Origin of the sequence: Mesorhizobium sp. KR1-2 (assembly GCF_040045035.1) — a bacterium.
In the GTDB taxonomy this organism is placed as follows: Bacteria; Pseudomonadota; Alphaproteobacteria; order Rhizobiales; family Rhizobiaceae; genus Pseudaminobacter.
This window is the reverse complement of the sequence record NZ_JBDZDS010000002.1, coordinates 360756-374217: the sequence shown is the minus strand read 5'-3', so window position 1 is coordinate 374217 and position 13462 is coordinate 360756. Positions and strand designations below refer to the sequence as shown.

15 protein-coding genes are annotated in these 13462 nt (G+C 64.1%); 13 read left to right on the top strand and 2 right to left on the bottom strand.

What is annotated here, in order from left to right; translation table 11 throughout:
• The first annotated feature begins 23 nt into the window (after nucleotides 1–23).
• From ABLE85_RS06025 to ABLE85_RS05990, 8 genes are all read left to right on the top strand, one after another.
• Nucleotides 24–1130 (top strand): ABC transporter ATP-binding protein, encoded by a 1107-nt coding sequence (locus ABLE85_RS06025; protein ID WP_348791795.1) that lies wholly within the window; start codon nucleotides 24–26, stop codon nucleotides 1128–1130.
• Between the two features lie 36 nt (nucleotides 1131–1166).
• Nucleotides 1167–1400 (top strand): twin-arginine translocase TatA/TatE family subunit, encoded by a 234-nt coding sequence (locus ABLE85_RS06020; RefSeq protein WP_348791794.1) that lies wholly within the window; start codon nucleotides 1167–1169, stop codon nucleotides 1398–1400.
• A 30-nt stretch (nucleotides 1401–1430) separates the two neighbouring features.
• On the top strand, nucleotides 1431–2138 hold the full coding sequence (gene tatB / locus ABLE85_RS06015) for a Sec-independent protein translocase protein TatB (protein WP_348791793.1): 708 nt from the start codon (nucleotides 1431–1433) through the stop codon (nucleotides 2136–2138).
• Complete coding sequence (gene tatC, locus ABLE85_RS06010) at nucleotides 2135–3007, top strand: twin-arginine translocase subunit TatC (RefSeq protein ID WP_348791792.1); 873 nt, start codon at nucleotides 2135–2137, stop codon at nucleotides 3005–3007. The genes tatB and tatC overlap by 4 nt, the downstream gene beginning before the upstream one ends.
• A gap of 59 nt (nucleotides 3008–3066) precedes the next feature.
• Nucleotides 3067–4377, top strand: coding sequence for a serine--tRNA ligase (gene serS / locus ABLE85_RS06005; protein WP_348791791.1), 1311 nt, complete (start codon nucleotides 3067–3069; stop codon nucleotides 4375–4377).
• A complete protein-coding gene (surE, locus tag ABLE85_RS06000; RefSeq protein WP_348791790.1) occupies nucleotides 4377–5135 on the top strand; it encodes a 5'/3'-nucleotidase SurE in 759 nt (252 codons plus the stop codon). Before serS ends, surE begins: the two co-directional genes overlap by 1 nt.
• Entirely contained in the window at nucleotides 5132–5785 is a 654-nt protein-coding gene (locus ABLE85_RS05995; protein WP_348791789.1) for a protein-L-isoaspartate(D-aspartate) O-methyltransferase, read from the top strand. The genes surE and ABLE85_RS05995 overlap by 4 nt, the downstream gene beginning before the upstream one ends.
• A gap of 146 nt (nucleotides 5786–5931) precedes the next feature.
• Nucleotides 5932–7215, top strand: a complete 1284-nt coding sequence (locus ABLE85_RS05990; protein ID WP_348791788.1) for a peptidoglycan DD-metalloendopeptidase family protein — start codon at nucleotides 5932–5934, stop codon at nucleotides 7213–7215.
• Between the two features lie 77 nt (nucleotides 7216–7292).
• On the opposite strand, the gene ABLE85_RS05985 is transcribed toward ABLE85_RS05990, so the two are convergent.
• The gene (locus ABLE85_RS05985; RefSeq protein WP_348791787.1) at nucleotides 7293–8168 is read right to left on the bottom strand and encodes an ATP-binding protein; all 876 of its coding nucleotides are present in this window, start codon (nucleotides 8166–8168) and stop codon (nucleotides 7293–7295) included.
• 315 nt (nucleotides 8169–8483) lie between these two features.
• Between ABLE85_RS05985 and yajC the strand changes: the two genes are divergently transcribed.
• The 5 genes from yajC to ABLE85_RS05960 all read left to right on the top strand — a co-directional run bounded on the left by yajC (nucleotide 8484) and on the right by ABLE85_RS05960 (nucleotide 11571).
• Nucleotides 8484–8825 carry a preprotein translocase subunit YajC gene (yajC, locus tag ABLE85_RS05980; RefSeq protein WP_348791786.1) on the top strand — a complete coding sequence of 114 codons (342 nt, stop codon included), beginning with the start codon at nucleotides 8484–8486 and terminating at the stop codon, nucleotides 8823–8825.
• Nucleotides 8826–8868: 43 nt separating this feature from the next.
• The gene (locus ABLE85_RS05975; RefSeq protein ID WP_348791785.1) at nucleotides 8869–9255 is read left to right on the top strand and encodes an Mth938-like domain-containing protein; all 387 of its coding nucleotides are present in this window, start codon (nucleotides 8869–8871) and stop codon (nucleotides 9253–9255) included.
• A 1-nt stretch (nucleotide 9256) separates the two neighbouring features.
• The gene (locus ABLE85_RS05970; RefSeq protein WP_348791784.1) at nucleotides 9257–10117 is read left to right on the top strand and encodes a phytoene/squalene synthase family protein; all 861 of its coding nucleotides are present in this window, start codon (nucleotides 9257–9259) and stop codon (nucleotides 10115–10117) included.
• Nucleotides 10118–10189: 72 nt separating this feature from the next.
• Nucleotides 10190–10621 (top strand): hypothetical protein, encoded by a 432-nt coding sequence (locus ABLE85_RS05965; protein WP_348791783.1) that lies wholly within the window; start codon nucleotides 10190–10192, stop codon nucleotides 10619–10621.
• Nucleotides 10622–10623: 2 nt separating this feature from the next.
• A complete protein-coding gene (locus tag ABLE85_RS05960) occupies nucleotides 10624–11571 on the top strand; it encodes a sterol desaturase family protein (protein ID WP_348791782.1) in 948 nt (315 codons plus the stop codon).
• A gap of 49 nt (nucleotides 11572–11620) precedes the next feature.
• Here the strand turns inward: ABLE85_RS05960 and trmFO are convergent, their stop codons facing one another.
• On the bottom strand, nucleotides 11621–13030 hold the full coding sequence (gene trmFO, locus ABLE85_RS05955) for a methylenetetrahydrofolate--tRNA-(uracil(54)-C(5))-methyltransferase (FADH(2)-oxidizing) TrmFO (RefSeq protein WP_348791781.1): 1410 nt from the start codon (nucleotides 13028–13030) through the stop codon (nucleotides 11621–11623).
• Nucleotides 13031–13462 lie beyond the last annotated feature (432 nt).

The window sequence follows — 13462 nt, the reverse complement described above, 5'->3', positions numbered from 1 at the left end:
AAAGAGCCAGGGGCTGTGGTTAAGTGAAGTATGAGAGTACGCAGACGGCAAGCCGGGTGACCGCAGGTGTCACTTTTGCCGCGCGACTGGCCTTCGAGAATATCTGCCATTCCTTCAGTCCCGGGACTGAGACGCTGCGGGACGTTTCGCTGGCGGCGGAGCCGGGCGAAGTGCTGTGCCTGCTTGGGCCTTCGGGTTCCGGCAAAACGACGTTGCTGCGCATCGCCGCCGGCATTGAGGCGCAGACGAGCGGGCGCGTGCTGCTCAACGAGCGCGAGATTGCCGGACCCAGCGTGTTCCTGCCCCCGGAAAAGCGTTCGATCGGCCTGGTTTTCCAGGATTTCGCGCTCTTTCCGCACCTCACCATCCTGGACAACGTCCGCTTCGGCCTGACCGCCCTGTCGGCCGAGGAAGGGCGGCGCGAGGCCATGATCGCGCTGTCGCGGGTGGGTTTGAGCCATCATGCCGATTCCTATCCGCACATCCTTTCGGGTGGCCAGCAGCAGCGCGTGGCGCTGGCGCGCGCGCTCGCTCCACGCCCGGCGGTGCTGCTGATGGACGAGCCATTCTCGGGGCTGGATTCCCGGCTGAAGGACAGTGTGCGCGCCGAGACCCTGGCGATCCTGCGCGAGAGCCGTGCCACCGCAATCGTCGTGACCCATGACGCTGAGGAGGCCATGCGAATGGCCGACCGCATCGCGCTCCTGAAGGACGGCAGGCTGGTGCAATCGGGCCGCGCCGAGGAGCTTTATCTCAAGCCCGCAAATCTCTTCGTGGCCGGTTTCTTCTCCGAGCTCAACGTCTTCAACGGCCGCGCGCAGGGGGAAACGGTCGATACGCCGGTGGGCCGCGTGCCTGCGCCGGGCCTTCAGGACGGCGCGGCGGCCACTGTGGCCGTGCGGCTGACCGGGATCGACGTCAGCGAGACAGCAGGGGAAGTCGAGGCCAGAATTCTGTCGCGCCGCTTCCTCGGCGTCGTGGAATTGCTCGAACTTGCCGTTTCGGGCGCCGAAGCGCCGGTGCGCGCTCGTATACGTTGTGGGGCACTGTCTGCAAAAGCGCGTGACATCTGGCTTTCCTTGCGCAAGTCTGACGTACTTCTGTTTGAAACACAGCGTGAAAGCGCATAGATCAATCTTCAGGAAATCGTTCGAGAGAGAGTTACCATGGGTTCCTTTTCGATTTGGCACTGGCTCATCGTGCTGGTAGTCGTGCTGCTGCTGTTCGGCCGCGGCAAGATACCTGAGCTGATGGGCGACATGGCCAAGGGCATCAAGAGCTTCAAGAAGGGCATGTCCGACGAGGATGACGACGAGAACGTCAAGCCCGTCGATGCCCGCACCGTGGAGCATCGTGCCGACGAAGCCATCCAGACGAAGGAAAAAACCAGCAAAAGCTGAAGTGCTTTCCGCTAGTCGGGTTGGGTAAACATGTTTGATATCGGCTGGAGCGAATTGCTCGTGATCGCGATCGTGATGATCGTGGTCGTCGGGCCCAAGGACTTGCCGCGCATGCTGCGCACGTTCGGCAAGACGACGGCGAAACTGCGGGCCATGGCCGGCGATTTCCAGAGACAGTTCAACGAGGCGCTCAAGGAGGCGGAGCTTGACGATGTCAAGCGGTCCATCGACGATTTGCGCAGCCTGAACCCGACTGAGCAGATCAAGAAGCAGCTCAATCCCTTCGAGCAGGCGGCTGCCGACGTTCGCGCCGGGATCGACGCGATCAAGCCGGCGCCTTCTCCGGCTCCGGCACCCGCTAGCGATGCGGCCCAGCCGGCGGAGCCTCTGAAAGGGGGTGCCACGGCCATGCCCGGTGCTTCAGGAGGCGAGGCGGTAGCAGCGTCCCCGGCAAATCCGGAACCTGTCCAGGTCGCAGCAGCTACGGCGCAGCCGGAGCCTGCGCCTGCAAAGCCGGCCAAGTCTAAGGCCGCGGCTGCCAAGGCCTCGGCGAGCAAGGCAGCTCCCAAGGTTGCCGCAGCCAAGAGCGGTGCCAAGGTCCCAGCCGCGAAGCCCGCGGCCAAGGCTGCAGCAAAGCCGGCAGCGAAAGCGGCCGCGCCGAAATCCACGAAGACTGCGGCAGCCGCTGAAAAAGCCAAGCCCGCCGCCAAGAAGACATCAGCTGGAAGCGCCAAGTGAGCGAACAGGACGACGAAATCGAAAAATCATCGGCGCCGCTGATCGAGCATCTGATCGAACTGCGCAGGCGACTCATCTGGTGCCTTGGAGGGTTCTTCGTGGCCTTCCTCGGCTGCTTCTTCGTTGCCAAGCACCTGTTCAACCTGCTGGTCATCCCCTTCAAGTGGGCGACGGCCTGGGCCGGCCTCGACCCGCATAAGGTCGAGCTGATCTACACCGCGCCGCAGGAATTCTTCTTCACGCAGATCAAGCTTGCCATGTTCGGCGGCATCGTCATCGCCTTCCCGCTGATTGCCGCGCAGATCTACAAGTTTGTCGCGCCGGGCCTCTATCGCAACGAGCGTCGTGCGTTCCTGCCGTTCCTGATCGCATCGCCCATCCTGTTCCTGATGGGCGCGTCGCTGGTCTACTTCTTCTTCACCCCGATGGTGATGTGGTTCTTCCTGGCCATGCAGCAGGCGGGAACCGACAATCAGGTCCAGATCTCGCTGCTGCCGAAGGTTTCGGAATATCTCAGCCTGATCATGACGCTGATCATCTCCTTCGGCCTGGTGTTCCAGCTTCCGGTCATCACGACGCTGATGGCGCGTGTGGGGCTTCTTTCGGCCGATGCGCTTGCCAGCAAGCGCAAATGGGCGATCGTTCTCGCTTTCGTCGTCGCCGCGGTGCTGACGCCGCCGGACCCGGTCAGCCAGATCGGTCTTGCCCTTCCAACCATCCTTCTTTACGAGGTCTCCATCTGGACCGCCCGGATGATCGAACGGAATCGCGAACAGGAACGCGTGGCGCGTGAGAAGAAGGAAGCCTCCGAAGCAGTGGCCGAAAAGGCTTCGCTGCAAGGTTCAGGCGACGGTAACGCCGCGAGCTGATCGCCTTTCGATCCGCCGTCGCGGTTGTGATTTAACTCATACTGCGACGGACTCCTACCATGCTTGATATCAAATGGATTCGCGAGAACCCCAAGAACCTCGTTAATGCGTTGGTGAAGCGCGGCCAGTCGTCCGTGGCCGCCCAGGCGACCGTGGACGACCTGCTGCTCAAGGACGAGATGCGCCGCGCGCATCTCGGCGAGCTTCAAGTCAAGCAGGAGCGCCGCAACGCGGCCTCCCGCGAGATCGGCAACGCCATGCGCAATGGCGATTCCACGCTAGCCGACCAACTCAAGGGCGAAGTGGCCGACATCAAGACCTTCATCCAGAACGGCGAGGCGCGCGAGCGTGAACTCGACAAGGCGCTGGACGACGCGCTGGCGGTGCTGCCAAACGTGCCCCTGGACGACGTGCCGGTGGGCGGCGACGAGAACGACAATGTCGAGATCCGCAAGGTCGGGCAGGTGGGACCGCGCCCGAATTGGGTGAAGGAGCACTTCGAGATCGGCGAGGCGCTCGGCCTCATGGATTTCGAACGCGCCGCAAAGCTCTCCGGCAGCCGGTTCACGGTCCTCAAGGGCCAGCTTGCCCGGCTTGAGCGCGCGCTCGGCCAGTTCATGATCAATATGCACACCACCGAGCACGGCTACACCGAGGTGCAGCCGCCGCTTCTGGTGCGCGACGAGGTGCTGTTCGGCACCAACCAGCTGCCCAAGTTCGAGGAAGACCTGTTCTTCACGCCGCACGGGGAAAGCCGCCTCGGTCTCATCCCGACCGCCGAAGTGCCGCTGACCAACATGGTGCGTGAGGAAATCCTCAACCAGGAGCAACTGCCGCTGCGCATGACGGCGCTCACGCCGTGCTTCCGCTCCGAGGCAGGTTCGGCTGGCCGCGATACGCGCGGCATGCTGCGCCAGCACCAGTTCTACAAGGTCGAACTGGTCTCCATCACCGACGCCGACAGCTCGATTGCCGAGCATGAGCGCATGACGCAGTGCGCGGAAGAAGTGCTGAAGCGCCTTGAACTGCCGTTCCGCACTATTGTTCTGTGCACCGGCGATATGGGTTTCGGCGCCCGCAAGACCTATGACATCGAGGTCTGGTTGCCCGGCCAGAACACCTATCGAGAAATCTCGTCCTGCTCGGTTTGCGGCGACTTCCAGGCCCGCCGCATGGATGCGCGCTATCGCGTCAAGGACGAGAAGGCCACCCGCTTCGTGCATACGCTGAACGGTTCGGGTACGGCCGTCGGCCGTGCGCTGATCGCGGTGCTCGAGAACTACCAGAACGAGGATGGCAGCGTAACCATTCCTGAAGTTCTTCGTCCTTACATGGGCGGCGCGACGAAGATCGAGGCGAACCGGTCCTAATGCGTATTCTCCTGACCAACGACGACGGCATCCACGCCGAGGGCTTGGCGTGTCTCGAGCGCATCGCCCGCACGATCTCGGACGACGTGTGGGTTGTCGCGCCCGAGACTGACCAGTCGGGCTTCGCGCACTCCCTGTCGATTTCGGAACCGCTGCGGCTGCGCAAGATCGACGACCGGCATTACGCGGTTCGCGGCACGCCCACCGATTGCGTCATCATGGGTGTGCGCAAGGTCATGCCCGAGCCGCCGGATCTCATCCTGTCAGGCGTGAATTCCGGTGCCAATCTTGCCGACGACGTGACCTATTCGGGCACGGTGGCCGGTGCGATGGAGGGTACGCTCCTCGGCATTCGTTCGATTGCGCTCAGCCAAGCCTACAACGTGGTGGACCAGGCGCGGATTGTGCCCTGGGACACGGTGGAGACGCTTGCGCCCGCGCTGCTGGAAAAGCTGCTCCAGATCGATCTTCCAAGCGGCGTCTTCCTGAACGTGAATTTCCCGAACTGTCCGCCCGAGGAGGTGCAGGCGCCGGTCGTCACCAGCCAGGGAAAGCTTGTGCACAGCCTCTGGATCGACGAGCGCGCTGACGGCCGCGGCTTCCCCTACTACTGGCTGCGCTTCGGGCGCGAGGCGCCAGAGCTGCGGGAAGGATCGGACATCCATGCGGTTCGCAGCAAGCACGTTTCGGTTACGCCACTGAAGCTAGACCTCACCGCACATGAGATCCGCCACCAGTTGACCAAGGCGCTGGCATGAACAACATCGTCGATGACCGCGAAGGTTTCGCTGCCTTTCTCCTACGCCTGCGCGGTCGCGGCATCGTTGCGAAGGACATGATCACCGCGTTCGAAGCGACACCGCGGCGCGCCTTCATTCCTGCCCAATCGCAGAACATCGCCTGGTCGGAGCGGACGCTTCCGATCGAGTGCGGCGAGACGATGGAGGGCGCCGACCTCCAGGCGGCGGTGATCGCGGCCCTTGCCATCGAACCCGGCTGCCGGGTGATGGAGATCGGCACCGGTTCGGGCTACACGGCTGCCGTCATGTCGCGGCTTGCCGCGCGGGTGGTCACTGTCGACCGCTACAAAACCCTCATCGAACAGGCGCGCCAGCGCTTCGAGGCTCTTGGCATCAACAATGTCTTCGTGCGCCAGGCGGACGGGTCCAATGGCCTGCCGGGCGAAGGACCCTTCGACCGGATCGTGGTCTGGTCGGCCTTCGAGAGCCTGCCCCGGTCCTTTGCAGATCAGCTTTCCAGCGGCGGCATCATGGTCGCGCCCATTGGCCCTGGCGAGGGCGAGCAGGTCATGGCCAAGCTGGGCAAGCTGGGCAGCCGCTTCGAACGCGAGGATATCGCCGTGGTCCGCTTCCAGCCGATGGCCCGCGGCGTCGCGGCCGCAATCTGACCGCATCCGCAGGCACGATCTCCAGCCGCATGCACGGCCGACGCGACGCGAGGCATTTGCCTATCCCTAACGCCTCTTAACCGACCGGTAACATTAACGCGCTTTAATCATGCCAGATTTCAGTGTCGGGTACGCGGGTTGTTGCAATGCGGTTCAGTATTTTAGCCAAGAACGAACGCATTTTGGTGCGCGGTGCGGCAGTTTTCCTCCTGGCAGGGATGGCGGCGGGCTGCAGCTCGCAGGTGTCCCGATTCGGCGGCGTCGATGACATCTTCACCGCCTCGACGCCCAATCAGCGGCAGATCATCCGGCCGAGCCAGCCCTTTCCGGGCGACACGGAAGTTGCGCCGCTGGCGAGCGCCGAGACCGCACCAGTAAGCCGCACCGCCCTGACTCCTGTTTCCTCCCAGCCGCTGCCTCCGCCCGTTCAGTCAGCGCCAGCAGTCGCACAGGCGCCCATCGCATCTCATGCCACGTCAACGACGTTGGCCTCCGCCGCACCCGTCGAGCGGACTTCCACCGGTACGCTGAAGGCGCCGGCTTCCACGTCCGACGGTCACCTGCAGGTCGCGGACGCAAGGCCGTCGGCCGGTTCGAAGCCCGAAATGCCAGGCAAGGCGCCGCTGCCGTCGGCCCCAAGCGGTCAGCTCGCGGTGCTGCCGCAGGCGCCCAAGCTGAAGGAAGGCGAAGGCACGTCTTCTGCCGCCGCCCCGGCAAGCCGCGATCCCAAGGCGTCTGGCGCAGGCACTTACACGGTGCAGGAAGGCGACACGCTTTCCAAGATCGCGAAGAAGACCGGAGTCAGCGCCGTTGCGCTGAAGTCGGCCAACGGCCTGAACGACGGCATCGTCCGTGTCGGGCAGACACTGCAGATTCCGGCCGGCGGTACGACTGCCGTGGCCGCAGCTAAGCCCGATCCGGTCGTCACGGCCTCGGCAGGGCCGACCAAGACGGCTGGCGAGACCTCGACGGTGGCCGCCTATACGCCGCCCAGGAAGTCCGAGAAGCTGATCGACCAGGTCGAGCAGGACGCCGCCGTGGCTCCCGATTCGACCGGAATCGGAAAGATGCGCTGGCCCGTGCGTGGCCGCGTCGTCTCCGGCTATGGCAAGGGCGGTGGCAAGGCCAACGACGGCATCGACATTCAGGTGCCGGAGGGCACGCCCGTCAAGGCCGCCGAAAACGGCGTGGTCATCTATGCGGGCGACGGCCTCAAGGAGTTTGGCAACACCGTTCTGGTGCGCCACGAGGACGGGCTGGTCACGGTCTATGGCCACGCCAGCGAGTTGAAGGTGGCGCGCGGCGAGAAGGTGAAGCGCGGCCAGGAAATCGCGCTCTCCGGCATGAGCGGAAACACCGATTCGCCGAAGCTGCATTTCGAGGTCCGCAAGAACTCGACGCCGGTCAATCCGTCGGGCTACCTCGAATAGAGGGTCCGGCTCTTCGGAACGACGATGCAAAAAACCCGCCTCAAAAGGGCGGGTTTTTCTTTGGCGTCCTGAAGATGTCAGTCCTTAAGGGGTTGACCCAGCCTTCCGGCCAGGTCCTGGATGAATTGCCAGGCAACGCGGCCAGAGCGGCTGCCGCGCGTCGTTGACCATTCCAGCGCCTCCGCACGCAGCGCATCCGGCTCGATGTTCAGCCCGTGATAGCGCACATAGCCGTCGATCATCTCCAGATATTCGTCCTGAGAGCATTTGTGGAAGCCGAGCCACAGGCCGAAACGGTCGGACAGCGACACCTTCTCCTCCACCGCCTCGGACGGATTGATGGCGGTCGAGCGCTCGTTCTCGATCATGTCGCGCGGCAGGAGATGCCGGCGGTTCGAGGTCGCGTAGAAGATCACATTGGCGGGGCGGCCTTCCACGCCGCCTTCCAGTGCAGCCTTCAGCGACTTGTAGGACGTGTCGTCGTGGTCAAACGAGAGATCGTCGCAGAAGAGGATGAAGCGGAAAGGCGCGGCCTTGATCAGTCCCATCAGCTTGGGCAGGGTGTCGATGTCCTCACGATGGATCTCGACCAGCTTCAGCGGCGCCTTGTTTTTGCCGGACGCGTTGATCGCGGCATGCACCGACTTGACCAGCGAGGACTTGCCCATGCCGCGGGCACCCCACAGCAGCACGTTGTTGGCCGGCAGGCCGGATGCGAAGCGTTCGGTGTTGTCCACCAGGATGTCGCGTACGCGGTCGACGCCGCGGATGAGGCCGATGTCTACGCGGTTGACGCGCTGGACGGGCTCCAGGAAGCTACGGTCGGCGTCCCATACGAAGCAGTCCGCTGCCTCGAGGTCGCTTCGCGGGGCTGCTGGCGGTGCGAGGCGCCCCACCGCCTCGATCAGCAGATCGAGCTTCTGGGTGAGCGCTTCCAAGGTGTTGTCGGTCATTTTCCAGGTCCATTCACATGAAGACATATTTGGAGCGACATGTGGTTAGATTGGGTCGCATCCGCAGTTGCGGAGCAGATGGGCCCCGACTGAGGTTGCCTCTCCAGGTGCACGAACTGTTGCGAAATCCGCGGCTGCCAGCGACCCAACCTAACCACATGGCTCTCGATGGCTGTAGCATGAGCATTGGACACGGGGAAAGCAGGCCTCCAATGTGCCAACGCGGTTGCAAAGGTCGCTCCAGCCACTATATTCCGCGCAGCTTTCACTAGGGGGCTCGTTGCGAGCTATCCGTCTATTTTCAGGAGTTTTTTGATGTTCGTGACACCGGCATACGCCCAAGGCACCACTGCCGCCGCTCCCGATATGCTTATCAGCGTCCTGCCGTTCGTCCTGATTTTCGTGATCATGTACTTCCTGATCATCCGGCCGCAGCGCCAGCAGCTCAAGAAGCGCGGCGAGATGCTGGCTGCAGTGCGCCGCGGCGACACGGTCGTTACCGGCGGCGGTCTCGTCGGCAAGGTCACCAAGGTGATCGATGACAACGAGCTGGAAGTCGATCTCGGCAACGGCCTCAAGGTCACGGCGCTGCGCTCGACCATCGCCGACGTGCGGGTGAAGGGCGAGCCCGTCGCCAACCAGAACGCGAAGAAGTAACCGCCTTCGGGCGCGCTCTTTCAGGAGCCGTTGAAAGACAGCCATGGCAGGGATCGTCATCCGAGAGGCGCATTTTCCCGGTCGCGCCCCGATCGAGGCCTATGGCAATGGCGGCTTCCGCTTCGCCGACATGTCGCATCGCGGCTCCCTTCTGTGCCTGCCCTCAGGCATCTATGGATGGGAGCCGGCCGACCCGCTGGCGCTCGTGGCTGAAGATTTCGCACGGGTGCTGGCGGAAGCGCAGGAGATCCAGATCCTGCTCCTCGGGACCGGCAGCGAGTTGCGCCCGCTGCCGCCGGCCCTGCGGGGGGCTTTTCGGGAACAGAAGATTTCGGCCGACCCGATGTCGACGGGGGCTGCCGTGCGCACTTACAACGTGCTTCTGGCCGAAGACCGCGCCGTCGCTGCCGCGCTGATTGCCGTCGACTGACATGGATGATCACTCCAAGATCGTGATGGAGGCGGCTCGGGCCGCCGACCGCGACCGCTATCTCAGCGCGCTCTATGCGCCGGAGGACAGGCGGCCGGCACTGTTGGCACTCTATGCATTCAATGCCGAGATTGCGGCCGTGCGCGACCGCATCCGCGAGCCGCTGCCCGGCGAGGTGCGGCTGCAATGGTGGCGCGATGTGATTGCCGCCGGAACCGCGCAGGCCGCCTCCGGCCACCCGGTGGCGGAAGCGTTGGTCGAAGCGATCAGCGCAAACAATCTGCCGCAGGCCGCCTTCCAGAACTATCTCGATGCGCGGATTTTCGATCTCTACGATGACCCGATGCCGTCGCGAAACGACCTCGAGGGCTATTGCGGCGAAACTGCGGGGGCGATCATCCAGCTGGCCTCGCTGGCGCTCGACCCATCGACCGCCCCGGCCTTCGCAAATCTTGCCGGGCATGCCGGCTGCGCCCAGGCGATTACCGGTCTGCTCCGCCTGCTGCCGCTCCACCGCGCGCGCGGCCAATGCTTCGTCCCGCGCGACATCCTCTCTGCTGTCGGCTCCTCGCCGGAAGAGTTCATCACGGGCGATGGCGGGGCAGGGGTGGCTGGCGCCCTGGCGGCCATGATCGCCTTGGCTGACGAACACCTCTCGGCCTTCGAACGCGGCGCACCGGGTCTGCCCGTCTCACTGCGTCCGGCCTACCTGCCCGTGGCCCTGACCCGCGCCTATCTCAACCGCTTGCGCAGGATAGGCACGAAGGCGTTGACGGACCACGCCGACGTGGCGGCCTGGTACCGGCACGCGATCCTGTTCCGCCGCGCCGCCCGCGGCTGGAAGCCGAATCATTTGACGTAAACGTCAGTCGTGTTACTTCTTGACCGTTGCCGCCCGCCTGGAGCCGGCGGCAGTGGGGGAGAAAATCGGCTGATGAGCCTGCCTGTCCTCGTAGCCATCGTGGTTGTCGGGATAAGCCTTTGCGTCGTTGCGGTGCATTTCACTGGCGGCAGCAAGTGGGCGACGCTCGATGGCGCCGACGACGCGCTCCGCCACTTCCAACAGGATTTCCCCGACGAAGCCGTCCGCAAGGTGCGTCTCACCGCCGACCGGCGCACTGCCTTCATGGAACTCGACGGCGGCCGCAGCGGTATCGTCCAGACCTTCGGCGACCGCTTCCTCACACGCATCGTCACGCCGCCGGACGTCGTCTCCGCCTCACTCGCCGAGCCGAGTGTGGTGTCGATACGTTTCAGGGATTTCACCTGGGCCGGAGGGAGGTTTGCATTCGCCGACGCCCGTGACGCAAGCGCCGTGCTGAAGGCGATTGAGCTTGCCGAGCCGGCGCGCGCTTTGGAGGCATGACGATGGAAAGCTACGATTTCCCGCAGGTCACGCAACTCGCCATTCCCTTCTTCGTCGCGGCGATCCTGATCGAACTCTGGCTGGTGCGCACGGGCAGGGCAAAAGGCGCGTTCGAAACGCGCGACACCCTGACCAGCCTGATGATGGGGACCGGAAACGTCGTCGCCGGGCTGCTTCTCGGCGTAGTTTCCTACACGGCGCTGATGTGGGTTTGGCAGTTCCGCTTCTTCAATCTCGGGCTGTCGGTCTGGGTGTTCGTTGCCGCCTTCCTGCTTGATGACCTGCGCTACTACTGGTACCACCGCATCGCTCACCGCGTCCGCTGGGTCTGGGCCGAGCACGTAAACCACCACTCCAGCCAGCACTACAATCTCTCGACAGCCTTGCGGCAGAGCTGGACCGGCCTGTTCACCGGCATGTTCGTGCTGCAAGTGCCGCTGGTGTTGCTGGGCTTCCACCCGGCGGTCATCGCCTTCGTCTTCGGCTTCAATCTTGTCTGGCAGTTCTGGATCCATACCGAGACCATCGGCCGGATGTGGAACTGGTTCGAATTCATCTTCAACACGCCCTCGCACCACCGCGTTCACCACGCCACCAATCCGCGCTATCTCGATGCGAACTACGCCGGCACGCTGATCGTCTGGGACCGCATGTTCGGCACCTTCGTGCAGGAACTGCCCGAGGATCAGCCGCGCTATGGCATCGTCAAGAACATCGGCACGTTCAACCCGGTGAAGGTCGCCTTCCACGAATGGATCGGCATGTTCCGCGATGCAGTCGCGCCGGGGCTGGCGATTGGGCAGCGCCTCGGCTACCTGTTCCGGCCGCCCGGCTGGAGCCACGACGGATCGCGCAAGACTTCGGAACACCTGAAGGCAGACTATGTCCGCCGGCATCCGGATGAAGCGGGCAAGCCGGGCCTGCCGGGTGGGATCGCTCCGGCCGAATGAAAACGCCCGCCAGAGGCGGGCGCGTTCTGCTGTCTTTCTGAAATGCCGGCTATTCCGCGGCCTGCGCCTCAGCGGGGATGCCGAGCCATGCACGGCAATCGGCCAGCGCACGTGCGGTGATTGCATGGCGCTTGGCGACAATCTTGTCCTTGCCGCGCAGCCGCTTGCCTTCCGGCTTTGGCGCCTCGACTGGCGGGAACAGGCCGAAATTCACGTTCATCGGCTGGAAAGAGCGTTTGCCCGGCTCGTCGTCGGAAACGATGTGGCCGCCGGTGATGTGGTTGAGCAGGGCGCCGAACGCCGTGGTGGCCGGCGGTGTCGAAACCTCGCGGCCGAGAATCTCGGCGGCTGCGAAGCGTCCGGCCAGCAGGCCGACGGCAGACGACTCGACATAGCCCTCGCAGCCGGTGATCTGGCCGGCGAAGCGCAGGCCGGGGCGGCCCTTCAGTTGTAGCGTGGGGTCGAGCAGCGTCGGCGAATTGATGTAGGTGTTGCGATGCAGCCCGCCGAGACGCGCGAAGTCTGCATTCTCCAGGCCAGGAATCATGCGGAAGATGCGCACCTGCTCGGCGTACTTCAGCTTGGTCTGGAAGCCGACCATGTTGTAGAGCGTGCCGAGCGCGTTGTCCTGCCGAAGCTGGACGACCGCATAGGCCTTCACCGTCGGATTGTGCGGGTTGGTCAGGCCCATCGGCTTCATCGGGCCGTGGCGAAGTGTCTCCACGCCGCGTTCGGCCATGATCTCGATGGGCAGGCAGCCGTCGAAATAGGGCGTGCCTTCCCACTGCTTGAACTCGGTCTTGTCGCCGTCGATCAGCGCCTGCACGAAGGCCTCGTACTGGGCCTTGTCCATGGGGCAGTTGATGTAATCCTTGCCGGTGCCGCCGGGGCCGACCTTGTCGTAGCGCGACTGGAACCAGCAGGTGTTCATGTCGATCGACTCGAAATAGACGATCGGGGCGATGGCGTCGAAGAAGGCCAGTGCGTCGGCGCCGGTGCGCTGCGCGATTGCCTCCGCCAGCGACGGTGCGGTGAGCGGTCCGGTGGAGATGATTGCCTGGTCCCACTCCTCAGGCGGCAGTCCGGTGACTTCCTCGCGCTGGATGGTGATCAGCGGATGGGCCTCGAGCGTTGCGGTGACCGCCGCGGAAAATCCGTCGCGATCGACCGCCAGCGCGCCGCCGGCCGGCACCTGATGGGCATCGGCCGATCTCATGATCAGAGAATCGGCCAGGCGCATCTCGGCATGCAGCAGGCCCACCGCATTGGCCTGCGCATCGTCGGAACGGAAGGAGTTCGAGCAGACCAGCTCGGCCAGCGACTCGGTCTTGTGCGCGTCGGTGCCGCGCACCGGGCGCATCTCGTGAAGGATGACGGGAACGCCGGCCTGCGCAGCCTGCCAGGCCGCTTCGGAGCCGGCCAGACCACCGCCGATGATATGCAAGGGTTTTGTTGTCATGCGTTGGAAATAGGCTGCTCAGCCAAGGAAATCAATCGACGGCAACGCCTTGTCCGAAAACGACAACACCCGCCGGGGGAGGAGGTCCGGCGGGTGTCGGTAGAGTGGTCAGCGATCGGGAGGAGGTGAACGCTGACCTTATTCATCGGAACCCGGGAGGAGGTAGGCGCCGACGAAATTCCTTTCGCCATTTGAGGGTGCGAAGGCCCTTGGAGAACAGCACCCGCCGAGGGAGGAGGTTCGGCGGGTGCCGTTAAAGGCGGCCAGCGATCGGGAGGAGGTGAACGCTGACCTTATTCATCGGAGCCTGGGAGGAGGTAGGCGCCGACGAAATTCCTTTCGCCATTTGAGGGTGCGAAGGCCCTTGGAGAACAGCACCCGCCGAGGGAGGAGGTTCGGCGGGTGCCGTTAAAGGCGGCCAGCGATCGGGAG

Bases quoted from the DNA above. Each gene is read 5' to 3' on its own strand.
- ABLE85_RS06020 (WP_348791794.1), top strand. From the start codon at position 1,167: ATGGGTTCCTTTTCGATTTGGCACTGGCTCATCGTGCTGGTAGTCGTG.
- yajC (WP_348791786.1), top strand. From the start codon at position 8,484: ATGTTCGTGACACCGGCATACGCCCAAGGCACCACTGCCGCCGCTCCC.
- ABLE85_RS05995 (WP_348791789.1), top strand. From the start codon at position 5,132: ATGAACAACATCGTCGATGACCGCGAAGGTTTCGCTGCCTTTCTCCTA.
- surE (WP_348791790.1), top strand. From the start codon at position 4,377: ATGCGTATTCTCCTGACCAACGACGACGGCATCCACGCCGAGGGCTTG.
- ABLE85_RS05990 (WP_348791788.1), top strand. From the start codon at position 5,932: ATGCGGTTCAGTATTTTAGCCAAGAACGAACGCATTTTGGTGCGCGGT.
- ABLE85_RS05960 (WP_348791782.1), top strand. From the start codon at position 10,624: ATGGAAAGCTACGATTTCCCGCAGGTCACGCAACTCGCCATTCCCTTC.
- ABLE85_RS05970 (WP_348791784.1), top strand. From the start codon at position 9,257: ATGGATGATCACTCCAAGATCGTGATGGAGGCGGCTCGGGCCGCCGAC.
- ABLE85_RS05985 (WP_348791787.1), bottom strand. From the start codon at position 8,168: ATGACCGACAACACCTTGGAAGCGCTCACCCAGAAGCTCGATCTGCTG.
- trmFO (WP_348791781.1), bottom strand. From the start codon at position 13,030: ATGACAACAAAACCCTTGCATATCATCGGCGGTGGTCTGGCCGGCTCC.
- tatB (WP_348791793.1), top strand. From the start codon at position 1,431: ATGTTTGATATCGGCTGGAGCGAATTGCTCGTGATCGCGATCGTGATG.
- serS (WP_348791791.1), top strand. From the start codon at position 3,067: ATGCTTGATATCAAATGGATTCGCGAGAACCCCAAGAACCTCGTTAAT.
- ABLE85_RS05965 (WP_348791783.1), top strand. From the start codon at position 10,190: ATGAGCCTGCCTGTCCTCGTAGCCATCGTGGTTGTCGGGATAAGCCTT.
- ABLE85_RS05975 (WP_348791785.1), top strand. From the start codon at position 8,869: ATGGCAGGGATCGTCATCCGAGAGGCGCATTTTCCCGGTCGCGCCCCG.